This is a genomic window from Pseudomonas migulae (assembly GCF_024169315.1).
Lineage (GTDB): Bacteria > Pseudomonadota > Gammaproteobacteria > Pseudomonadales > Pseudomonadaceae > Aquipseudomonas > Aquipseudomonas migulae_B.
Window position 1 is genome coordinate 5,347,090 of record NZ_JALJWR010000001.1, and the last position, 22,774, is coordinate 5,369,863.

Annotated in this window: 20 protein-coding genes; 13 read left to right on the forward strand and 7 right to left on the reverse strand. The window is 60.7% G+C overall.

The window, feature by feature from the left end:
• Nucleotides 1-65 precede the first annotated feature (65 nt).
• Entirely contained in the window at nt 66-962 is an 897-nt protein-coding gene (locus J2Y86_RS24480) for an NAD(P)-dependent oxidoreductase (RefSeq protein ID WP_253437491.1), read from the forward strand.
• On the opposite strand, the gene J2Y86_RS24485 is transcribed toward J2Y86_RS24480, so the two are convergent.
• A complete protein-coding gene (locus J2Y86_RS24485) occupies nt 853-3,135 on the reverse strand; it encodes a putative bifunctional diguanylate cyclase/phosphodiesterase (protein WP_253437494.1) in 2,283 nt (760 codons plus the stop codon). The two genes, J2Y86_RS24480 and J2Y86_RS24485, sit on opposite strands and share 110 nt — an antisense overlap.
• Nucleotides 3,136-3,421: 286 nt before the next feature.
• On the opposite strand from J2Y86_RS24485, the gene J2Y86_RS24490 reads away from it, so the two are divergent.
• Entirely contained in the window at nt 3,422-4,798 is a 1,377-nt protein-coding gene (locus tag J2Y86_RS24490; RefSeq protein WP_253437497.1) for a spinster family MFS transporter, read from the forward strand.
• Nucleotides 4,799-4,923: 125 nt separating this feature from the next.
• Here J2Y86_RS24490 and rapA read toward each other — a convergent pair whose 3' ends face one another.
• Nucleotides 4,924-7,770 carry an RNA polymerase-associated protein RapA gene (gene rapA, locus J2Y86_RS24495; protein ID WP_253437500.1) on the reverse strand — a complete coding sequence of 949 codons (2,847 nt, stop codon included), beginning with the start codon at nt 7,768-7,770 and terminating at the stop codon, nt 4,924-4,926.
• A gap of 218 nt (nt 7,771-7,988) precedes the next feature.
• Here rapA and J2Y86_RS24500 point away from each other — a divergent pair, with 218 nt between their 5' ends.
• Nucleotides 7,989-8,330 carry an aspartate-semialdehyde dehydrogenase gene (locus tag J2Y86_RS24500; protein ID WP_253437503.1) on the forward strand — a complete coding sequence of 114 codons (342 nt, stop codon included), beginning with the start codon at nt 7,989-7,991 and terminating at the stop codon, nt 8,328-8,330.
• On the opposite strand, the gene J2Y86_RS24505 is transcribed toward J2Y86_RS24500, so the two are convergent.
• The 3 genes from J2Y86_RS24505 to J2Y86_RS24515 form a co-directional block, all read right to left on the reverse strand.
• A complete protein-coding gene (locus J2Y86_RS24505; protein ID WP_253437506.1) occupies nt 8,327-9,508 on the reverse strand; it encodes an aminotransferase class V-fold PLP-dependent enzyme in 1,182 nt (393 codons plus the stop codon). The two genes, J2Y86_RS24500 and J2Y86_RS24505, sit on opposite strands and share 4 nt — an antisense overlap.
• On the reverse strand, nt 9,505-9,975 hold the full coding sequence (locus J2Y86_RS24510) for a RidA family protein (RefSeq protein WP_253437510.1): 471 nt from the start codon (nt 9,973-9,975) through the stop codon (nt 9,505-9,507). The genes J2Y86_RS24505 and J2Y86_RS24510 overlap by 4 nt, the downstream gene beginning before the upstream one ends.
• An 88-nt stretch (nt 9,976-10,063) precedes the next feature.
• Nucleotides 10,064-10,936 (reverse strand): LysR substrate-binding domain-containing protein, encoded by an 873-nt coding sequence (locus tag J2Y86_RS24515; RefSeq protein WP_253437513.1) that lies wholly within the window; start codon nt 10,934-10,936, stop codon nt 10,064-10,066.
• A gap of 186 nt (nt 10,937-11,122) precedes the next feature.
• Here J2Y86_RS24515 and J2Y86_RS24520 point away from each other — a divergent pair, with 186 nt between their 5' ends.
• On the forward strand, nt 11,123-11,284 hold the full coding sequence (locus J2Y86_RS24520; protein ID WP_008016476.1) for a hypothetical protein: 162 nt from the start codon (nt 11,123-11,125) through the stop codon (nt 11,282-11,284).
• Nucleotides 11,285-11,426: 142 nt separating this feature from the next.
• Complete coding sequence (gene ccoM, locus J2Y86_RS30215) at nt 11,427-11,543, forward strand: cytochrome c oxidase subunit CcoM (RefSeq protein ID WP_007906619.1); 117 nt, start codon at nt 11,427-11,429, stop codon at nt 11,541-11,543.
• Between the two features lie 268 nt (nt 11,544-11,811).
• Here the strand turns inward: ccoM and J2Y86_RS24525 are convergent, their stop codons facing one another.
• Together J2Y86_RS24525 and J2Y86_RS24530 are read right to left on the reverse strand one after the other, a co-directional pair.
• Nucleotides 11,812-13,287, reverse strand: a complete 1,476-nt coding sequence (locus tag J2Y86_RS24525) for an inorganic phosphate transporter (protein ID WP_253437516.1) — start codon at nt 13,285-13,287, stop codon at nt 11,812-11,814.
• 377 nt (nt 13,288-13,664) lie between these two features.
• On the reverse strand, nt 13,665-13,865 hold the full coding sequence (locus J2Y86_RS24530; protein WP_007935837.1) for a hypothetical protein: 201 nt from the start codon (nt 13,863-13,865) through the stop codon (nt 13,665-13,667).
• Nucleotides 13,866-14,535: 670 nt separating this feature from the next.
• Here J2Y86_RS24530 and pcaR point away from each other — a divergent pair.
• The 8 genes from pcaR to J2Y86_RS24570 all read left to right on the forward strand — a co-directional run bounded on the left by pcaR (nt 14,536) and on the right by J2Y86_RS24570 (nt 22,761).
• Nucleotides 14,536-15,378 carry a pca regulon transcriptional regulator PcaR gene (gene pcaR, locus J2Y86_RS24535; RefSeq protein WP_253437519.1) on the forward strand — a complete coding sequence of 281 codons (843 nt, stop codon included), beginning with the start codon at nt 14,536-14,538 and terminating at the stop codon, nt 15,376-15,378.
• Between the two features lie 127 nt (nt 15,379-15,505).
• Nucleotides 15,506-16,852: an MFS transporter gene (locus J2Y86_RS24540; protein WP_084321750.1), complete on the forward strand. Its 1,347-nt coding sequence runs from the start codon at nt 15,506-15,508 to the stop codon at nt 16,850-16,852.
• Nucleotides 16,853-17,120: 268 nt separating this feature from the next.
• A complete protein-coding gene (locus J2Y86_RS24545; RefSeq protein WP_059407998.1) occupies nt 17,121-17,978 on the forward strand; it encodes a CoA transferase subunit A in 858 nt (285 codons plus the stop codon).
• Complete coding sequence (locus J2Y86_RS24550) at nt 17,978-18,757, forward strand: CoA-transferase subunit beta (protein WP_123366869.1); 780 nt, start codon at nt 17,978-17,980, stop codon at nt 18,755-18,757. The genes J2Y86_RS24545 and J2Y86_RS24550 overlap by 1 nt, the downstream gene beginning before the upstream one ends.
• A complete protein-coding gene (pcaF, locus tag J2Y86_RS24555; protein WP_253437522.1) occupies nt 18,754-19,959 on the forward strand; it encodes a 3-oxoadipyl-CoA thiolase in 1,206 nt (401 codons plus the stop codon). The genes J2Y86_RS24550 and pcaF overlap by 4 nt, the downstream gene beginning before the upstream one ends.
• Nucleotides 19,960-19,996: 37 nt before the next feature.
• Nucleotides 19,997-20,701 (forward strand): protocatechuate 3,4-dioxygenase subunit beta, encoded by a 705-nt coding sequence (gene pcaH, locus J2Y86_RS24560; RefSeq protein ID WP_253437525.1) that lies wholly within the window; start codon nt 19,997-19,999, stop codon nt 20,699-20,701.
• A 1-nt stretch (nt 20,702) separates the two neighbouring features.
• On the forward strand, nt 20,703-21,269 hold the full coding sequence (gene pcaG / locus J2Y86_RS24565; RefSeq protein ID WP_253437528.1) for a protocatechuate 3,4-dioxygenase subunit alpha: 567 nt from the start codon (nt 20,703-20,705) through the stop codon (nt 21,267-21,269).
• Nucleotides 21,270-21,456: 187 nt separating this feature from the next.
• Nucleotides 21,457-22,761, forward strand: coding sequence for an MFS family transporter (locus J2Y86_RS24570; protein WP_253437531.1), 1,305 nt, complete (start codon nt 21,457-21,459; stop codon nt 22,759-22,761).
• The last annotated feature ends 13 nt before the right edge of the window (nt 22,762-22,774 follow it).

Below are 22,774 nucleotides of genomic sequence, written 5' to 3' on the forward strand. Positions count from 1 at the left end.
AATCCTTTCCTTAGTCATGATGAATCGGCCAATATTTGGCGATCTTTAATCGAAAAGAAGGCCAAATGATGTCAACCCTACCTTCGTTGGGATTTGCCGGGATCGGTCTGATGGGCTTGCCGATGTGCCGGCGCCTGCTGGCGGCGGGATTTGCGCTGACGGTGTGGAACCGTAATCTGGCCAAGTGCGCACCTTTGGTAGAAGCGGGCGCGCGGCAGGTGGCGACGCCCGCCGAACTCTGTCAGCACGCGGAGGTGCTGATGCTGTGTCTGGCGGACACGGCGGTCGTGCGTGACGTGGTGTTTGGTCCGGGCGGGATCGTCGAGGGTGGGAAAAGTGGCCAGCTGCTGGTGGATTTTTCCAGCCTGGAACCCACCGCGACGCGGGAAATGTCGGCGCAACTGGCCAGCCAGACCGGCATGAGCTGGCTGGACGCTCCTGTGTCAGGCGGTGTTGTCGGTGCCGAGGCCGGCAGCCTGGCCATCATGGTGGGCGGCGAAGCGGCGGACCTTGAGCGTGTCCGGCCGGTTCTGCTCAACCTCGGCCAGCGCGTGACCCATATGGGCGCGGTCGGAGCGGGGCAGGTGACCAAGGTCTGCAATCAGATGATTGTCGCCTGCAACGCCCTGGTCATCGCCGAAGTGGTGGCGCTGGCCGAGCGTTCCGGTGTGCAGGCCGGCCTGATCGCCGAAGCCCTGGCGGGTGGTTTTGCCGATTCCAGACCCTTGCAGATTCTCGCCCCGCAAATGGCCGAAAGCCGCTTCGAACCGGTGAAATGGCACGTGCGCACGCTGCTCAAGGACCTCGACACTGCCGTGAAATTTTCCCGTGAACAGGGCTCGGCCACGCCCATCAGCGGATTGGCCGCACAACTGATGCGCCTGCATGGGGCTCAGGGCTTTTTGCAAAAGGACCCGTCAACGTTAGTGCAGCTGTACCGCGAGCCAGGCTCAGAGGACTGAACGTGTGCGTATGTTTGCGTTGGTTGATCTGCTTCAGCACCGGACGTAGCTCCGCCAGCGGCACCGGGCGACTGAGCAGGTAGCCCTGCACGAAATCGCAGCCGTTACGCTGAAGAAACGCGTATTGCTCGGGGGTTTCGACGCCTTCGGTGACCACCTGCAAATGCAGCGTGTGGGCCATGACGATGATCGCCTGGACAATTTCCATGTCCTGGGTGGCGTTGGGAATGTCCTGAATGAACGAGCGGTCGATCTTCAGCGTGTTCAGCGGCAGGCGTTTGAGGTAAGCCAGCGATGAATAGCCGGTGCCGAAATCGTCGATCGACAGCGAAACGCCGAGGGCGCGAATCTGGCGCAGCAACACCAGCGTCGCGGCGAGGTTGTTCATCAGTGCGTTCTCGGTCACTTCCAGTTCCAGGCGCTCCGGCGCGACCCCGGTTGCCTGGAGCGTCTGTTCGATTTCAGCGGCCAGCTCTTCACGCACGAGGTTCAGGGGCGAGCAGTTCACGGCGATATGCAGTGCTTCATATCCCTCGCGCGACAACGCAGCCAGGTCCTCGCAGGCTTTGCGCAGAACCCAGTTGTCCAACCCGGCAATCAGGCCGTTGTCCTCGGCGATGGCAATGAACCGGTCCGGCGCCAGCAGTCCGTGAACCGGATGTTGCCAGCGGACCAGCGCTTCAAGCTTGCTGACCCGACCGGTTTTCAGGTCATAGACAGGTTGGTAATGCAGCACCAGCCCGCTGTTTTCGCTGAGGGCATGGCGCAGTTCTTCTTCAAGTTGCAGCTCCAGCGTGGCGCGGGTTTTCAGGTTTGAGCTGAAAAAATTCAGGCTGTTGCGACCGCCGCCCTTGGATTGATACAACGCCAGGTCGGCGTGTTTGAGCAGTTCTTCGCAGGTGGTGCCATCGTCGGGAAACAGGCTGATGCCGATGCTGGTGGTCATGACCATGCGCCGCCCCGACAGCTCGATCGGCTCCTTCATCTTCAGCATGATGCGCTGGGCCATGTGCCGTGCTTCTTCGCGATCGCGCAGGCTGATGAGCAGGCAGAACTCGTCACCGCCGAAGCGCGCCACCACATCTTCGTGGCTGCGTACCGACCCCATGATGCGCTGGGCCAGGACTTTGAGCAGTTCGTCGCCGGCGTCATGGCCGAGGCTATCGTTGATCCGCTTGAAGTGGTCGATGTCCAGAAACATCACCGCCAGCCTCCCGCCTTCACTGGTTTTCTGGAGCAGCTTCTCGGCGAAGGTCTGGTTGAAGCCGCGCCGGTTGATCAGGTTGGTCAGGGCGTCATAGTTCGCCATGTGTTGCAGCGACATGCGCGCCTGGTCCAGTTGGCCGAGCAGCGTGTTGACCCGTTGCAGGTCGTGTTCCTTGTGTTGCAGTTTCTTGTCCGCCAATGCCGCGCTGATGCTGCTGCCGATGATCAGCAGCGTCATCACCGCCACCGTCAGCCCCAGTTGCAGGTGATTGTTGTCACCGGGCAGCGTCAGCAGGCTGCCGATCGGCAGCACCATGTTGAAGGCGGCCATGCCGGTGAAATGCATGCTGATGATGCCCGCCCCGAGTACCAGGCTGGCGCTGAACTTGACCAGTTGATGGAACCTGCCAGAGCCATCGCGCAGACGACTCGAGATCAACAGCGCCGCGAAGCTGGCGCCAATGGCGATCACGACGGAGAGGGTGAACAGCACGGGCTGGTAATAGGTCAATGCATTCGAACGCATGGCGGCCATGCCCACGTAATGCATGGTGGCAATGCCCAGTCCGATGCAGATCGAAGCCTGGGCATATTGCCAGAGGCTCAGGCGAGGGTGACTGAGGGTGAGCATCGCCAGCCACGAGGCGAACAGGGCAATCAACAGAGAGGCAATGGTGATGGGCAGTTCGTAGTTAATCTCGATCGGCGCCTGAAACGCCAGCATGCCGATGAAATGCATGGCCCAGATCCCGCCCGCCAGGCAGGCGGCGCCGACCCAGCGCCAGAGCCGTTGAGAAGCAGGACTTTCCGAATGGCCGACACGCTCGGCCATGTCCAGTGTGGCGAAGCCGCCCACGCAGGCGACCAGATAGGCCAGGAGCACCAGAAAGGGGTCATGCGTGCAATTGAGGACAACCTGCCCGTTTGCGGTCAGCTCGGTAATAAAACGCAAACCAAGCCACTCCATAGCACGCCTCGTCTTGTCCTGGCCGCGTCATGCACGCTGGCGAATGCTTTGGAGTATAGAGGTCATACAAAGACCGCAAGCCGTAGTGGCACATTGATTTCAACCATTTTGGAATGAGGCTTGGGACGTTTAGACATAAATTGTTGCATGCACCGCGCCGGGTTCCATGGGGCGGTATCAGCTTTACGAATCATTACAGACAGCCCTGACGCGCCTGACTAGATTGCAGGTTCCGGGCTCGGATGCGACGGCAGTGAAGCCCAATAACAATAAAAGAGACGGACCCATGCAGAACTCGACCCAAGCGGCGAATGCCTGGCGCATTCTGTTCCTGCTGTTCCTGGCCAATCTGTTCAACTTCTTCGACCGCACAATTCCCGCCATCATCATCGAGCCGATCCGTATGGAATGGCACCTCAGCGATTTTCAGCTGGGGATCATCGGGACTGCATTCACCATCGTCTACGCGATTGCCGGCCTGCCTCTGGGGCGGATGGCCGATACCGGCTCGCGCGCCAAACTGATGGGCTGGGGCCTGGCGGCGTGGAGCGCGCTGACCGCGGTTAACGGGCTGGTGGGCAGTTTCTGGAGTTTCCTGATCGTGCGCATGGGCATCGGGATTGGTGAAGCCAGTTATGCACCCGCCGCCAATTCCTTGATCGGCGACCTGTTCCCCGCCCACCGCCGTGCACGGGCGATGGGCATTTTCATGTTGGGTCTGCCATTGGGGCTGCTACTGGCGTTCTTCACCATCGGCTGGATGGTCAAGGCCTTCGACAGCTGGCGTGCACCGTTTTTCATCGCGGCTGTGCCGGGGTTGGTCCTGGCGATCTTCATGTTCTTCATCAAGGAACCAAAACGCGGCGCGGCGGAGAGTGTGCAGGTCTCGCAGGAACGAGTGGACCGGCCGATCCGCCGAGTGCTGGCGGTGCCGACATTCCTCTGGCTGGTCATGGCGGGGCTGTGTTTCAACTTCGCCACCTATGCCTGCAACTCTTTTCTGGTGCCGATGTTGCAGCGTTATTTCCTGATGCCCTTGCATGAAGCCGCCGTGGCGACCGGTGTCATCGTCGGTGTGACGGGGCTGTTCGGCCTGACCTTGGGCGGTTGGGTCGCGGACAAGATTCACCAGCGCGTGGCCAACGGACGGCTGCTGTTTGCGGCCTTCAGCCTGATCATCTCGACGGTGTGCACCGCGTGGGCGTTGCACGCGGGTCGGATTGAAATCGGGGTGTTCGTGGCGGTATTCAGCGTCGGCTGGTTGTTTGCCTACAACTTCTACACCTGCGTCTACACGGCAATTCAGGACGTGGTCGAACCACGCCTGCGGGCAACGGCCATGGCGTTGTTCTTTGCCGGGTTGTATTTGCTCGGCGGTGGATTGGGGCCGGTGGTGGTGGGTGGTCTGTCCGATCACTTTGCGCACACGGCCATGCTGGCGGCCGGTGCCGAGCAGATGACCGAAGCGTTCAAGGCCGTCGGGCTGCATGACGCGATGTACCTGATTCCGGTGGCGCTGTTCCTGACGATGGTGTTTCTGTTTCTGGCATCGCGGTGTTTTGTGCGGGATGCGAAGCGGATGAAGGAAGGGTTGGTGGCGGTGGTTGAGCCACAAATCCCTGTAGGAGCGAGGCTTGCCGGCGAAGGGGGTACCGCGGTTTAACAGTAAGACCCCGTTATCGTTCTTCGCGGGCAAGCCTCGCTCCTACAGATTTGTTGTGGTTCATACGACCATAAAAAAGGCCCGCATCGCTGCGGGCCTTTTTGTTTACCGGTGGAGCAGGGGACTTAACCCGCCACCAACACCCGAATCGCTTCCAGTCGCAGCGCAGCCTTGTCGAGCATGGCCAGACCTTGCTCACGCTGTTTGCGCAAGGCAACCAGTTCGCTGTCACGCACGGTCGGGTTGACCGCCTGCAACGCCGTCAGGCGCGCCAGTTCTTCGTCGGTGTCGGCCGCCAGGCGACGCTGCGCCTCAGCCACACGCTCGGCGTGACGCGGGAAGATCTTCTCTTCACCGGCGTTGATCCGTGGCGTCAGCTGATCGCGCTGGGCCTGGATGAACTTGTTGGCGCTGGCGCGCGGTACGCTTTCCAGTTGATCGTTCAGGGTTTCGAACGACACCCGGGCCGACAGGTCGTTGCCATTGGCATCGAGCAGGCAGCGCAGCGCGGCCGGCGGCAGGTAACGGCCCAGTTGCAGCGAGCGCGGCGCAACCACTTCGCTGACGTAGAGCAATTCCAGCAACACGGTGCCAGGTTTCAGCGCTTTGTTTTTGATCAGCGCCACGGCGGTGTTGCCCATCGAGCCGGACAGCACCAGGTCCATGCCGCCCTGCACCATCGGGTGTTCCCAGGTGATGAACTGCATGTCTTCGCGAGACAGCGCCTGGTTGCGGTCGTAGGTGATGGTCACGCCTTCGTCGTCGCCCAGCGGGAAGCTGGCGTCGAGCATTTTTTCGCTCGGCTTGAGGATCAGCGCGTTTTCCGAATGGTCTTCGCTGTCGATGCCGAAGGCGTCGAACAGGGTTTCCATGTAGATCGGCAGGGCGAACTGATCGTCCTGCTCAAGAATGTCCTCGACCAGCGCATCACCTTCGCCAGCGCCACCGGAGTTGAGCTCCAGCAAACGGTCACGGCCGGCGTGCAGTTCGGCTTCCAGACGCTCACGCTCGGCGCGGGCTTCGTCGATCAGCGCTTGCCACTCGCCATCGTCGGCATTTTCCAGCAGCGGCAGCAGGCGCGGGCCGAACTGGTGCTGCAAGGCGTTGCCGGTCGGGCAGGTGTTGAGGAACGCGTTCAGGGCTTCGTGATACCACTGGTACAAGCGCTCTTGCGGGCTGGTTTCCAGGTACGGCACGTGCAGTTCGATGATGTGCTTCTGGCCGATCCGGTCCAGACGCCCGATCCGCTGTTCCAGCAGGTCCGGGTGTGACGGCAGATCGAACAGCACCAGATGGTGCGAGAACTGGAAGTTGCGACCTTCACTGCCGATTTCCGAGCAGATCAGCACTTGCGCGCCGAACTCTTCGTCGGCGAAGTAAGCGGCGGCGCGGTCACGCTCGAGGATGTTCATGCCCTCGTGGAACACCGTGGCCGGAATGCCGGAGCGCACGCGCAGGGCGTCTTCCAGGTCCATGGCCGTTTCGGCGTGGGCGCAGATCACCAGCACTTTGGTGCGCTTGAGCATCTTCAGCGTATCGATGAGCCACTCGACGCGTGGGTCGAATTTCCACCAGCGCTCTTCTTCGTTGGCGTCCGGCTGGGCCTGGAAGCTGACTTCCGGGTACAGCTCGGCGTGATCGCCCAGCGGCAGCTCGAGGTATTCGTCGGGGCACGGCAGCGGGTACGGGTGCAGTTTGCGTTCCGGGAAACCTTGCACTGCGGCGCGGGTATTACGGAACAGCACGCGGCCGGTGCCGTGGCGGTCGAGCAGCTCACGGACCAGACGGGCGCTGGCCTCGATGTCGCCATCGTTGACGGCGGCCAGCAGCGCTTCGCCTTCGTTGCCGAGGAAACCGTGAATGGTCTTGTGCGCTTCAGGCGACAGGCGCCCCTTGTCCAACAGCTCCTGAACAGCTTCGGCCACCGGGCGATAGTTTTCGCTCTCGGCGCGGAAAGCGTGCAGGTTATGGAAACGGTTCGGGTCGAGCAGGCGCAGACGGGCGAAGTGACTGTCCTGACCCAGTTGTTCCGGGGTCGCGGTCAGCAGCAATACGCCAGGAATGACTTCGGCCAGTTGTTCCACCAGCGAGTATTCCGGGCTGGCCTTGTCTTCGTGCCACACCAGGTGGTGGGCTTCGTCGACGACCATCAAGTCCCAACCGGCGGCGAACAGCGCGTCCTGAGCCTTCTCGTCTTCCACCAGCCATTCCAGTGCAACCAGCGCGAGCTGGGTGTCTTCGAACGGGTTGGCGGCATCGCTTTCGATGAAGCGTTCTTCGTCGAACAGCGCGACTTGCAGGTTGAAGCGGCGGCGCATCTCCACCAGCCACTGGTGCTGCAGGTTCTCGGGAACCAGGATCAGCACGCGATTGGCGCGGCCCGAGAGCAGTTGGCGGTGGATCACCAGGCCGGCTTCGATGGTCTTGCCCAGACCCACTTCGTCCGCCAGCAGAACCCGCGGCGCAATGCGGTCGGCCACTTCACGGGCGATGTGCAACTGGTGCGCGATCGGTTGCGCACGCACGCCACCCAGGCCCCAGAGCGAGGATTGCAACTGGCGGCTGGTGTGTTCCAGCGTGTGGTAACGCAGGGAGAACCAGGCCAGCGGATCGATCTGCCCGGCGAACAGGCGATCGCTGGCCAGACGGAACTGAATGAAGTTCGACAGTTGGGTTTCCGGCAGGGTGACCACTTCGTTCTGCGCGTTGAGGCCGTGGTAGACCAGCAGGCCGTCGACGTCGTCGACTTCCCGGACCGTCAGTTTCCAGCCTTCGAAGTGAGTGATCGAGTCACCTGGCGAAAATCGCACGCGGGTGAGGGGCGCATTCCGTAGCGCGTACTGGCGAGTGTCGCCAGTGGCCGGATAGAGCACGGTCAACAAGCGGCCGTCCTGTGCCAGAACGGTGCCCAAACCCAGCTCGGCTTCGCTGTCACTGATCCAGCGTTGCCCCGGTTGATACTGCTGCGCCATGCTGCCTGACTCCCACCTTGAAAAAGCGGGCTATCTTAACGGAATGAGGGCTTCAGGGCCAAAGGACTCTCATAAAAACTGACGGTATTACGATAGTCGAACGATGCACAGGGCGCAGGACGGGGCACTTGTGAGTGCCAATCAGGTCACAGTTTGCGACCGATGGCTCAAGTCGCCATCCCCGCAGCCGACAGCATGCTGACAGGAGACCAATACTTATGCTGCCACCGATGCTCCCCTTGAGTGCCGTGCCGATCACTTCCCAGCACGACCCGATCCGCCAGCGTCCGGACATTCCACCCGTTGTGCCGGTGCAGGAAAGCTCCAACGAAAGCACTATCGACCTGCAACAGCGCGACCCGGAAGAGGCGGCTTTTCAGCTGCGCGAGGAACAACGCCGCAAGCAGGAACAGCAACGGCGTCGTCGCGATGCCGATGAAGACCCTGACGTACACTTGGCGATTCCCGGTACCGAGCTCAACGCCGACAACACCGTACCGGTCGCACCGCTGATTGAAGACGAACCGCGTCAGGGCTTGTGGGTCGACATTCAGATTTAAGCCTTGGTGAGTTCGCTGAGGGCCTTCAGCAGTACTTCCATTTCTTCTTCGGTATTGAGGTAGCTGACCGCAATCCGCGCGATGCTTTGCAGCCCTCTTGCCTGCATGTCCAGCGGCGTATAGGCCACACCATTGGCGCCGATGTTGATCCCGCGCTGCGCCAGTTGCTGCTTCAAGTCGACACAGTCCCAACCCTTGAGCGTGAAGGCGATCAGGCCTGATTGCTGATCAGTGGGCCCCAGGTTGTGCAGCGTCAGGCCGCTGATTGCGCCGAGGCGATCGCGCAGGTGCCGGCACAACCCATCGATCCGATGACGAATGCGGGTTGCGCCCAACCCCATGAACTCCTCCAGTGCATTGGCCAATCCCGCCAGCAAGGCCACCGATACTTCGCTGGTTTCAAACCGCCGCGCATCGTCGCGCACGGTAAAGCTTTCGCCGTCCCAAGGGGCCGATAGCACGTCCAGATGACCGGGCACGAGTCGTTCGAGGAACCCCGGTTTGACGTACATCAGCGCCGTACCTCGCGGGCCACGCAGGAATTTGCGCCCGGCGCCCTTTAGCACATCGCAGTTCAGTGCCTGCACATCGCAAGGCAGTTGCCCGAGTGCCTGGCCGGCGTCGATGAAGTAGGCAATCCCGTGCTGTCGCGCCACGGCACCAATGGCCTCGGCCGGATTGATCAGACCGCCGTTGGCCGGGAGCCAGGTCAGCGCGATCAGCTTCACCTTCGCGTCGATCATCTGCTGGAGGGCAGGGACGGACACCGCGCCCGTCTCATCGCAGGGGATCACCTCAAGTCGCGCGCCCGCGCTGACAGCCCGGGACATGCAAGCCAGATTGCCGCCCCATTCATGACGACCGACCAGAATCCGGTCGCCGGCCTGCCACGGCCCCAGCGCGTTGAACGCCATGCCCCATGCCGCCGAGCCACTGCTGGCGAACGCGATGCTTTCACTGTTGGCATTGAGCAATGTCGCCGCCGCGTTGCGTGCGCGGGCCTGAATGCTCTGGTCGGCGGCCTCCATCGGGCCGCAGCTGGCTTCGCGCTGCAACTGCTCGATCATCGCGTCGAGGGTGGCCTGGCTGGGCAATGAAGCGCCGGCATGGTTGAAGTGAATCACGCTGTAGCAACCCGGTGTGGCCGCGCGCAAATGTTCCACCTCGGCAAGATTCACGGCCGCAACTCGAATATTGCGTCGATTTCCACCGCCACGCCGCCGGGCAAGCTCGAGACGCCTACGGCCGTGCGGACATGCCGGCCTTTCTCGCCGAGTGCATTGACCAAAAGATTGGACGCGCCATTGGCGACCGCACCTTGTCGCTGGAAATCGGGAGCGCTGGAGATAAACACGCCGAGGCGGATGATGCGCACCAGTTTTGACAGGTCGTCGTCCAGTGCAGCGCTGAGTTGCGCCAAGAGGCCCAAGGCCGCGAGTTCGGCGGCGTTGGCGCCCTCATCGTCGGAGATCGATTCGCCAAGGCGACCGATGAAGGCCGGCTTGCCGTCCTGCAACGGAATCTGGCCGGAGATGAACAGCTGGTTCTGACTGACCACATGGTTGACGTAGTTGGCGATGGGCTGGCTTGGCGTCGGCAGGCTCAGGCCAAGTTGCTGGACACGATGGGCGAGTGAATCGGTCATGGTGAATCCTCCTGAATGAGGGCATCAGCATGTTGGCGTCCAGCGAGCGCGACAAACGGATAGATTTAATTCGATGTATTCAAATAACTCATGCGTGAGCCATCTCCTTCAGCCATTCACTGAAGCATTGCGCAGCGTCGCTCGAGGGTCGATCGGGAGTGACCAGCCAATAACCGATTTCACTGATGAAGGGTGGGGTGTCAAAGGCGTCCACCAACGCGCCTTCCTTGTATCGGCGTTCGATCAAATGGTGACGACCCATGGCAATGCCCTGACCGGCCACTGCGGCTTCGACAACGATGTTGTAGTCGTGGAGCATCACGCTCGGGTAGCGGCTGAGGTCAATGCCGTTGCGCGTGCTCCAGTCGGTCCACTCGAACGGTTGATGGGATTTGGCCATGAGTAACGGGCCGAGACCGGTGCCCTGAGCCTTGAATGCCGGACTGCAAACGGGTGTCAGTGTTTCTGCCATGAAGCGCTGAACCCTGACTTTCGGCCAGCCGCCCTTGCCATAACGAATCGCCAGGTCGACTTCGCCACCGCCAACGTCGGACAGTTCTACCGAAGGCAGCAGCTCGACATGGATGTGTGGATGGCGCGCATTAAAGTCAGCCAGGCGCGGCACCAGCCACAGCGTGGCGAATGAGGCGAGGAGGCCGATGCGCAGGGTGGTTTCATGATGATCGTTGCCGCACAGTTCGCGGGTTGCGAGGGCAATGGACGCCAAGGCCGGTTGAATCTGCCGGTAGTACGCTTCGCCGGCGGGCGTCAGATCGATGGCCCGGGTGCGGCGGATAAACAGCCGTTGGTTCAGGAACTGCTCCAGTTTCTGCACTTGATGGCTGATTGCGCTTTGGGTCACCGACAATTCATCGGCGGCCTTGATGAAGCTCAAATGGCGGGCCACGGCCTCAAAGGCGCGCAGGGCCATCAAGGGCGGCAGATCCTGGTGCAATTCCACGGCGCGGGTCCTTTGGGTCCATCGCAAAACCGCGATTGTGCGGTGAAAAAACCGCTTCGGTACATATTTTGTTAAGCCGCTGTCACACGGGTGACTGGTCAGCGCCAGCGCCAGCCCGCATTATTGGCGCAATCCTGCCGATCGATGCGGCAGCGGAATTTTCATTCACTCGATGCACTGAACGCCATGAGCCAAGACGACAAGCTGATCGACCTTAATGCCGAGCGCGCCAAGCGCGTTCACGACCTCAACGACAAACGCCTGAACGAAGTGCGCCAGGCATTCGAGCAAGCGATGCCATTGGGTAAAGCGAAGAAGAAGCCGAAGAACAAACCGAAAAAGCGTTAATCCCCCCGCATCCGTTGATGCAGATCAGTTTTCCCCCGCCTTTGCGCCCTGTCTCGGGCGATATTGACCCCGGTCAATTTTTTCTCCTGCCTGATTGGTTAACTTAGCCCTATCGCAACAGGGCAAGTGCAGGAGGCCAGTCATGTTTTTCGACAACGTGGTGATCGCCGGAGTGCTGACAGTCGGCCTCATGGTTCTGTTTTTTGCAGGGTTTGGATTTTTTATCTGGAAGGATTCGCACAAGCGGAAAAAACCGTAGGTCTTTCTTGATGCAATGAGCACGCAAGGCATTTTGGGCAACTTCGGTTGCCCTTTTTTTTGCCCGCGATTTCTTGAGGATGTACAGAGATCAAAGGTGGGAGCGGGCTTGCTCGCGAATGCGCCAGGTCAGCCAACAATGATGTTGAATGTTAAATCGCATTCGCGAGCAAGCCCGCTCCCACATTTGATCTGCGGCGTTTGGAGGAAAGCAGGCATGAAAAAGGCGCGAACCTCACGGAACGCGCCTTTTTCGTTGCAGCGATCTATCAGCTACCGAGCGCCTTCGACGCCAGCCAGAACAGGCCGGCCGACAGGGCCACGGTCGCTGGCAGGGTCAGGACCCAGGCCAGCAGGATCGTTCTGACGGTGCCGCCCTGCAGGCCGCTTTTGTTGGCGACCATGGTGCCGGCCACGCCCGACGACAGGACGTGGGTGGTCGAAACCGGCAGGCTGAAGATGTTCGCCATGCCGATCAGGCTTGCGGTCGTGATCTGCGCCGACATGCCTTGGGAGTAAGTCATGCCTTGCTTGCCGATCTTCTCGCCGATGGTCAGTACCACGCGCTTCCAGCCCACCATGGTGCCCAGGCCCAGGGCCAGTGCGACCGCCAGAATCACCCAGAACGGGGCGTATTCGGTGGTGGTGGTCAGGTCTTTGCGCAGTTTGTCCAGGTCAGCCTTTTCACGGGCAGCGAGGCCAGGCAGCTTGCCGACTTTCTTCGCCGTGTCATCCAGGCAGAGCAGGTAGCGGCGCACTTCGATACGGCTTTCCGCCGACAGCGAGTGGTAGTCCGCGACGCCTTTAAGGGTGTCGAGCAGGGCGTTGATCGTCGGTTCGGTCTGTTGCGGGTTGCAACGGAATTTCTCCGGCAGATCACCTTCCACGCTTTTGCCCAGGGCCAGGTATTCACCCAGCGTATCGGCGTTGCGCTTGTAGAACTGGTTCAGGTGCAGGGTTGCATCGCGAGTGCGTTCGATCTGGTAGGTGGTGCTGCCCAGGTCGAGAACGAACTGCGCCGGAACGATACCGATCAGCACCAGCATGATCAGGCCGATACCTTTCTGACCATCGTTGGAACCGTGCACGAAGCTCACAGCCATGGCCGAGATCACCAGGACCAGGCGGTTCCAGAACGGCGGATGCTTCTTGTCGTCGATCTTGCGGCGCTGTTCCGGCGTCTTGTGCATCTTCGACAGTGGACGCCACCATTTAAGGCCGATCAGGATCAGCGCGGCGATCAGGAACCCGGCCATTGGCGAAAATACCAGCGAAGCCGCGATATCGATCGCCTTCTGCCAGTTGACGCCATCGGCCAATGGGATGTCGTTGATCAGGGCGTTGGCCAGGCCAACCCCGAGGATCGATCCGATCAGCGTGTGGGAGCTGGAGGCCGGGATACCGAAGTACCAGGTGCCCAGGTTCCAGGTGATGGCGGCGGCAAGCAACGAGAACACCATGGCCAGTCCGTGACCGGTGTTCACATTGATCAGCAGTTCTACCGGCAGCAGGTGGACGATGGCATACGCCACGCCAACACCGCCCAGCAGCACGCCGAGGAAGTTGAACACACCGGAAAAGAACACGGCCAGATGCGGCGGCATGGCTTTGGTGTAGATAACAGTGGCCACCGCGTTTGCAGTGTCATGAAAGCCGTTGATGAACTCGAAGGCGAGGACAAAGGCGAGGGCGAGCAAGAGGCTCACAAGCACCCAAGCATCCAGTCCGCTGAATAAATCGATCATGAAGGTTTTCTGACCCGGTCGTAAGGGGGCGCGATTATGCCAGAAAAGACTGTAAATCGATGCACTAGCTGCTCATCGGTAACATTCTTCAACGAATTAGTCAGTGGCCGTACCCTGGGTTCCGGGTGTTTGCGGGGTTTTGCAAGTCGTTGAATTGCTTTGAAAAGCCCGCAGGCACAAGGGTTTCTCTCGAAACGGGAAGAGATGCAAAGACTTGTATGAAATATCTGAGAAGAGGGCCAGACAAGAGCCAATTACCTCATCAGATAGATAAGGTGACCGCTGCCCGCTCGTAGCGGGCGCGAATGGCAACATCAATGCATCCCGCTTTTAACGGGGGCAGACGCAGGCCCTTGAAAGGAGTCAGGCCGAGGCGATCATGGCTCTTCGGCTTTGAGTTCCTTTTCCATCTTCTGCAGTTCCTGGGTGAAAGCCTGATCCTGAACGGTGGCGCGTTTGCGCCAGGGTTTGCGTTCCGGTTCGGGCTGAGCGGCGTAGGTGGTGACTTCCCCGCCGTAAACTTCCTTGTAACGTTGTTCCTGGCGCTCAAGTTCCGCGCGCAGTTCGTCTTTCGTCACAGTGCTACCTGTATGGGTTGAGATTAATTCTGGTAAATCGCGCTGCAACAAATGCATTGACCACGCTCGCCGAAAGGACAACGCCCGAAAGGCATTGTTTTACGGCACGGCGATCGATACTTCCATGTTGCAGGCGGCCACGGCACCAGAGCAAAACAGCTGACGTAGCATCAGTTTCCTGTTTCAGCGAGCGCGCTGTCGGAGCATTTAAATGAGCATCAGGCGCTTGCTGCGGGCAGCCACGATGGGACATCGCGCTACCGGGTGACGGAACCGGCGAATAGAACAACCGGGTCGTCACTGAATTGCATTATAGCGGTCGATTTGAAGAACACTATCGCCAAAGAGTTAAAAATGGATCTTCATGTGTGATCGTTTTATTACTTGCAAGTTTTTACCTTCACTTGGCCGCGCTGTCTTTCTGGCGTCATTAAGTCGAACAAGTTAGACCCTAACATGGGGGTCTTTAACTCAGGGTTCAAGCATGGGGTTAAAACCATGTAACGGGGAAGGGCGCACACGTGCTCGAACAAGGCTCAGTGATGGCCACCAATTGCGATTATCGGGCGAGGGTTCGATAATCGCCCAATCTTGGCTGCCTTTGGCTTGTGTGCCGAACCGGAGCCGCTTGTAATAGTCGTCGCCGATTGGTGTGGGAAAAGGACCTGATATGAACGAGCAAATGCGCAATTCCTTCGCTTCAGTGGCGCCGCCGATCGTCGCGTCGCCCGCCAAGCGGATCCAGGCCCTGACCGGCGACCCGGACTTCATGACGTCCCTCGCCCGAGGCCTGGCCGTGGTGCAAGCGTTCCAGGAGCGCAAACGGCACCTGACCATCGCCCAGATCAGTCACCGCACGGAAATTCCCCGCGCCGCCGTGCGACGTTGCCTGCACACTCTGATCAAACTCGGCTACGCCACCACCGACGGTCGCACCTATTCGCTGCTGCCTAAAGTGCTGACCCTCGGCCATGCCTATCTGTCCTCGACCCCGCTGGCGGTGTCGGCCCAGCCCTATCTCGACCGCATGAGCGAACAACTCCACGAGGCCTGCAACATGGCCACGCTGGAAGGCGATGACATTTTGTACATCGCTCGCTCGGCGACCACCCAGCGGCTGATTTCCGTTGACCTGTCGGTCGGCGGACGCCTCCCGGCCTATTGCACCTCCATGGGCAGGATTCTTCTCGCGGCACTCGACGACACGTCGCTGCGCGAATACCTCGACCATGCCGACCTGCAAGCCAAGACCAGCCGCACCTTGCACACTCCCGACGCGCTGCTCGAATGCCTGCAGGAAGTGCGGCAACAAGGCTGGTGCATCGTCGATCAGGAACTGGAACAAGGCCTGCGTTCGATTGCCGTGCCGGTGTACGACGCTTCCGGGCAAGTCGTGGCGGCGCTCAACGTCAGCACGCACGCCGGCCGGGTCAGCCGCAACGAACTGGAGCAACGCTTCCTGCCCGGTCTGCTGGCCGCCAGCCGCAACCTCAGCGCCCAGCTGTTTGCCTAAGCTGTTCGATAACCGCACAGACTCGCGCTTAACGAATTGACGCACTTTCCCCGAGATCACTAATGTCGCGGCAGCGCCAGCTCAGGCTGGCACCTGTCCGACTGCGTTCTTGCGTGGAATAAAAATAATGAACCAGCCTCAGTCTGCTGTAGGTAACTGCCTCGACGTGCAGTCCTTCATCAATGCTCAACCCATTTCGCGCTACCAGTGGCGAGTGGTGATCCTGTGTTTCCTGATTGTCTTCCTCGATGGCCTTGACACCGCGGCCATGGGCTTCATCGCGCCGGCGCTGTCCCAGGACTGGGGCATCGACCGCGCCAGCCTTGGCCCGGTGATGAGTGCGGCGTTGATCGGCATGGTCTTCGGCGCACTGGGCTCCGGGCCGTTGGCTGACCGCTTCGGGCGAAAAGTCGTACTGGTCGGCGCGGTGCTGTTGTTCGGCGCCTTCAGCCTGGCCTCGGCCTACAGCAGCAACGTCGATCAGTTGCTGGTGCTGCGTTTCCTCACCGGCCTGGGCCTTGGCGCCGGCATGCCGAACGCCACGACATTGCTGTCGGAATACACCCCGGAGCGCAAGAAATCCCTGCTGGTGACCAGCATGTTCTGCGGCTTCAACCTCGGCATGGCCGGTGGCGGGTTTATCTCGGCCAAGTTGATTCCGGCGTTCGGCTGGCACAGCCTGCTGCTGATCGGCGGGATTCTGCCGTTGATCCTTGCGGTGGTCTTGCTGTTCTGGCTGCCGGAGTCGGCACGTTACCTGGTGGTGCGCAATCGCGGCACCGACAAAGTGCGCAAGGCGCTGGCGCCGATCGATCCGACCGTTGTCGCCCAGGCTTCCAGCTTCAGCGTGCCGGAACAGAAAACCGTAAAGGCACGCAACGTGTTCGCGGTGATTTTCTCCGGCACCTACAGCACCGGCACTTTGCTGCTGTGGCTGACCTACTTCATGGGCCTGGTGATCGTTTACCTGCTGACCAGTTGGCTGCCGACGCTGATGCGTGACAGCGGCGCGAGCATGGAACAGGCGGCATTCATCGGCGCGCTGTTCCAGTTCGGCGGCGTGCTCAGCGCCGTAGGCGTGGGCTGGGCGATGGACCGGTTCAATCCGCACAAGGTCATCGGCACTTTCTACTTGCTCGCCGGGGTGTTTGCCTACGCGGTAGGGCAGAGCCTGGGCAACATCACGCTGTTGGCGACGCTGGTGCTGGTGGCCGGGATGTGTGTCAACGGCGCGCAATCGGCGATGCCTTCTTTGGCGGCGCGGTTTTATCCGACTCAAGGTCGGGCGACCGGGGTGTCATGGATGCTCGGGATTGGTCGGTTCGGCGCGATTCTGGGGGCGTGGATGGGCGCGACGTTGCTGGGGCTGGGCTGGAATTTTGAGCAGGTGCTGACGGCGTTGGTGATTCCGGCGGCGTTGGCGACGACGGCGGTGGTGATCAAGGGCATGGTCAGTCATGCGGATGCGACCTGATCGTTTGATCCGGAATCTCCAGTGGTTTTGATGGCCTCTTCGCGGGCAAGCCTCGCTCCTACGAGTAATCACTGACCTGTAGGAGCGAGGCTTGCCTGCGAAGCTTTTAGCGATCGATAGTCAAGCAACAATATGTTCGATAAACGAACACTTAGTCGATTATCGGATTGTTTGGCAATTAGCACAGGCTTAACCTTCAGTCATTCCGGCGCGCGCATCGCGCCTTTTTCATCCACTGTCGGTTCATCACAAAACGGGAGCCTGCCCCATGGCTGAAATCCTTTCGCTGCACGACGCGGTGAAGCAATTCGTTAACGACGGCGATACCGTTGCGCTCGAAGGCTTCACTCACCTGATCCCTACGGCGGCGGGTCACGAAATCATTCGTCAGGGCAAGAAAGATCTGACACTGGTACGGATGACGCCTGACCTGATCTATGACCAGTTGATCGGCGCCGGTTGTGCTCGCAAGCTGATTTTCTCTTGGGGCGGCAACCCGGGCGTGGGTTCGCTGCACCGTCTGCGTGACGCGGTCGAGAAGCAGTGGCCGCACGCTCTGGAAATCGAAGAACACAGCCACGCCGACCTGGCGAATGCCTACGTCGCTGGCGCCTCCGGCCTGCCGTTCGCGGTGCTGCGTGCCTACGCCGGTTCCGACCTGCCAAAGGTCAACCCGCTGATCAAAACCGTCACTTGCCCGTTCACCGGCGAAGTACTGGCAGCAGTGCCTTCGGTGCGCCCGGACATCACCGTGATCCACGCGCAGAAAGCCGACCGTAAAGGCAACGTGCTGCTCTGGGGCATTCTTGGCGTGCAGAAAGAAGCCGCACTGGCCGCCAAGCGTTGCATCGTCACCGTTGAAGAAATCGTCGACGACCTCAACGCTCCGATGAACTCCTGTGTACTGCCGACCTGGGCCTTGAGCGCGGTTTGCCACGTTCCTGGCGGCGCACATCCGTCCTACGCTCACGGCTACAACGAACGCGATAACCGTTTCTATCAGGCCTGGGACCCGATTGCCCGCGACCGTGACACCTTCACCGCGTGGATCAACGAATACATCCATGGCTGCGCTGACTTCAGCGAGTTCCAGGCCAAGCTGGCCGCTGCATCGGAGGCGAAGTAATGACTTACACCACCAATGAAATGATGACTGTCGCCGCTGCTCGCCGATTGAAGAACGGTTCGGTGTGCTTCGTCGGTATCGGCCTGCCGTCGAAAGCGGCCAACCTGGCGCGGCTGACTTCTTCGCCGGATGTAGTCCTGATCTACGAATCGGGTCCGATTGGTGCCAAGCCGAGCGTACTGCCACTGTCGATCGGTGACGGGGAGCTGGCGGAAACCGCTGACACCGTCGTTCCGACCGGTGAGATTTTTCGCTACTGGCTGCAGGGCGGGCGCATCGACGTCGGTTTCCTCGGCGCCGCGCAAGTCGACCGCTTCGGCAACATCAACACCACCGTGGTCGGTGATTACCACGCCCCGAAAGTCCGTCTGCCGGGTGCCGGTGGAGCGCCGGAGATTGCTGGCTCGGCCAAAAGCGTTCTGATTATCCTCAAGCAATCGGCGCGCTCCTTCGTCGACAAACTCGACTTCATTACTTCGGTCGGCCATGGCGAGGGCGGTGATTCGCGCAAACGTCTGGGCCTGCCGGGCGCTGGTCCGGTCGGTATCATCACCGACCTGTGCATCATGGAACCGGAAGCAGGCACCCATGAATTCGTGGTCACCGCGCTGCACCCGGGCGTGACCCGCGAACAAGTTGTCGCTGCCACCGGTTGGGCAATTCGCTTTGCTGACACCGTGGAAAACACTGCCGAGCCGACCGAAGTCGAACTGAAAGCGCTCAGGGATCTGGAAGCCCGCACCGCCGCCGCCCACGGCCAAGCACCCGGAGAAGCGTGATGCGTGACGTTTATATCTGCGACGCGATTCGCACCCCCATCGGCCGTTTCGGCGGTGGCCTGTCGGCGGTTCGCGCCGACGACCTGGCCGCCGTGCCGATCAAGGCGTTGATGGAACGCAACCCGTCGGTGGACTGGAACGCGGTGGACGAGGTGTTCCTCGGCTGCGCCAACCAGGCCGGCGAAGACAACCGTAACGTGGCGCGCATGGCGCTGCTGTTGGCGGGCCTGCCGGAAACCATTCCGGGCGTGACCCTCAATCGCCTCTGTGCTTCGGGCATGGATGCCATCGGCACCGCGTTCCGCGCCATCGCCAGCGGCGAAATGGAGCTGGCGATTGCCGGCGGCGTCGAGTCGATGTCCCGCGCGCCGTTCGTGATGGGCAAGGCGGATGCGGCGTTCTCGCGCAACATGAAGCTGGAAGACACCACCATCGGCTGGCGCTTCATCAACCCGTTGATGAAAGCCCAATACGGTGTGGATGCGATGCCGCAGACCGCCGACAACGTGGCGGACGATTACGAAGTGTCCCGCGTGGATCAGGACGCTTTCGCCCTGCGCAGTCAGCAGCGGACAGCCGCCGCGCAGGCGGCAGGATTTTTCGCTGAAGAAATCGTTGAAGTGCGCATTGCCCACAAGAAAGGTGAAACCGTCGTCAGCCAGGACGAACATCCGCGCGCCGACACCAGCCTGGAAACCCTGGCCAAACTGAAACCGGTCAATGGTCCCGACAAAACCGTGACGGCCGGCAATGCGTCGGGCGTGAACGACGGTGCCGCAGCGCTGATCCTGGCCTCGGCCGAAGCGGTCAAAAAACACGGTCTGACCGCTCGCGCCAAAGTGTTGGGCATGGCAAGCGCCGGCGTTGCACCGCGGGTAATGGGCATCGGCCCGGTCCCGGCGGTGCGCAAACTGACCGAACGCCTGGGTCTGGCCGTCAGCGATTTTGACGTGATCGAACTCAACGAAGCCTTCGCCAGCCAGGGCTTGGCCGTGCTGCGTGAACTGGGGCTGGCGGACGACGCGGCTCAGGTCAACCCGAACGGAGGTGCCATTGCCTTGGGCCATCCGTTGGGCATGAGCGGTGCGCGTCTGGTGCTGACGGCGCTGCATCAGCTTGAAAAGTCTGGCGGCAAGAAAGGTCTGGCGACCATGTGTGTCGGCGTCGGCCAGGGTCTGGCCTTGGCAATCGAACGCGTCTGACGCGCAGCAGTAACAATAAGAACAGAGGAAAAGCGAAATGACTGACAAGCCTGGTTATCGTCGCCCGCAGGAAGGCACCCAGCCGGACTACCTGCACCCGACTTACCAATCCACCAACCGTCGCTCGCCGTCCAAACCGTTGGTGTTTCTGCCCCATTCGTTGTCGGAAATTACCGGCCCGACGGTCGGCGCCGAGCGCGTCAGCGAGACGGACAACGACCTGACCGCCCAGCACACGGGCGAGCCATTGGGCGAACGCATCATCATTCACGGCCGCGTGCTGGATGAAAACGGTCTGCCGGTGCCGGGGATTCTGGTGGAGATCTGGCAGGCCAACGCCGCTGGCCGCTACAACCATGCCCGCGACCTGCATGACGCGCCGCTGGACCCGAACTTCACCGGCACCGGCCGCACTGTGACCGACGCCGATGGCTGGTATCAATTCCAGACCATCAAGCCCGGCGCCTACCCGTGGGGCAACCACCACAACGCCTGGCGCCCGGCGCACATTCATTTCTCGCTGTTCGGGCCGAGCATTCTGACGCGCCTGGTCACCCAGATGTATTTCCCGGGCGATCCGCTGCTGGCGTACGACCCGATCTACAACTGCGTACCCGATACCAGCGCCAAGGAACGCCTGATCGCCAGTTTCGACCTGGAAAAAACCATTCCTTCCTACGCCCTCGGTTATCGCTGGGACATCGTCTTGCGCGGCCGCGATGCCACGCCGATGGAGAAATAAGATGACGCTGACTGCGACCACGTCCCACACCGTCGGGCCGTACTACCACATCGGCCTGACCTGGCTGAACCGCGAAAACCTGACCGTCGAACAAACCCTGGGCGAGCGCGTGGCGATCACCGGGCAAGTCGTCGATGGCAACGGCGACGTCGTCAACGACGCGATGCTGGAAGTTTGGCAGGCCAACGCCGCGGGCAAGTACGACCACCCCGAGGACGATCAGGACAAACCACTGGACCCGAACTTCGAAGGGTTTGGCCGGATACCGGTAGATGCCGAAGGGCGCTTCCGGTTCACCACGATCAAGCCGGGCACGGTGGAAGGGCTGAAAGGCTCGACCCAGGCGCCGCACCTGGTGGTGCTGGTGTTTGCTCGCGGGTTGGTGAAGCATTTGCTGACGCGGATTTACTTTGAGGGCGAGCCGGCGAATGTCTCTGACCCCCTGCTGGAGTGCGTGCCGGCTGAGCGTCGCAGTACCTTGCTGGCGAAGCAGGATGCGAGCGGTGTTTATCAGTGGAATGTGATCCTGCAGGGCACCGATGCCGAGACGGTGTTCTTTGACTATTGATTGAACGCCACAAACCCCTGTGGGAGCGGGCTTGCCCGCGATAGCGTTGGGTCAGTCACCACTAATTCTGGATGTGACTCAGTGATCGCGGGCAAGCCCGCTCCCACAGGTACAGCATCGCCAATTGTGGAACGGGACTGTTGCAAAGTGTGTCTAGACTGTCACAGTCCCCAAAGAGTGAAGAACAATGACTACCCCAACCGCTATTCCAGCGCATTACACCGGCGAAGAGCGCAGCAAGCGCATCTTCGCGATTGTCGGCGCCTCGTCCGGCAACCTCGTCGAATGGTTCGACTTCTACGTCTACGCCTTTTGCGCGATCTACTTCGCGCCTGCATTTTTCCCGTCCGATAACCCGACCGTGCAACTGGTGAATACCGCGGGCGTGTTCGCCGCCGGGTTCCTGATGCGACCGATCGGCGGCTGGATTTTCGGCCGTGTCGCAGACAAGCACGGGCGCAAGAATTCGATGCTGATTTCGATTCTGATGATGTGCTTCGGCTCGTTGCTCATCGCCTGCCTGCCGACCTACAAGGACATCGGCGTCTGGGCCCCGATCATGCTGCTGTTCGCCCGTTTGCTCCAGGGCTTGTCGGTGGGCGGCGAATACGGCACCACCGCGACCTACATGAGCGAAGTTGCGCTCAAGGGCCAGCGCGGTTTCTTTGCCTCGTTCCAGTACGTGACGCTGATTGGCGGGCAACTGCTGGCGGTGTCGCTGGTGGTGGTCCTGCAACAGTTCCTCACCGAAGATGACCTGCGTGCCTACGGCTGGCGGATTCCGTTCGTGGTCGGTGCCGTCGCGGCCTTGATCTCGCTGTTCCTGCGCCGTTCGCTCAAGGAAACCACCAGCAAGGAAATGCGCGAGAACAAGGACGCCGGCAGCATCCGCGCCCTGTTTCGCGACCATAAAGCCGCGTTCATCACCGTGCTCGGTTACACCGCCGGTGGCTCGCTGATTTTCTACACCTTCACCACGTACATGCAGAAATACCTGGTGAACACCGCCGGCATGCACGCCAAGACCGCCAGTTACATCATGACCGGCGCGCTGTTCCTTTATATGTGCATGCAACCGCTGTTCGGCATGCTCGCCGACAAGATCGGCCGACGTAATTCGATGCTGTGGTTCGGTGCCTTGGGTACGTTGTTCACCGTGCCGATTCTGTTGAGCCTGAAAAGCGTCAGCAGTCCGTTCCTGGCGTTTGTGCTAATCACTGTGGCGCTGGCGATCGTCAGTTTCTACACCTCGATCAGCGGCCTGGTGAAAGCCGAAATGTTCCCGCCGGAAGTGCGCGCATTGGGCGTTGGCCTGGCGTACGCGGTGGCGAACGCGATCTTCGGCGGCTCGGCAGAATACGTGGCGCTGAGCCTCAAGGCCGTGGGCATGGAAAACTCCTTCTACTGGTACGTCACGGTGATGATGGCGGTGGCGTTCCTGTTCAGCCTGCGTCTGCCGAAACAGGCGAAATACCTGCATCACGACCTTTGATCCATCTGCGTGG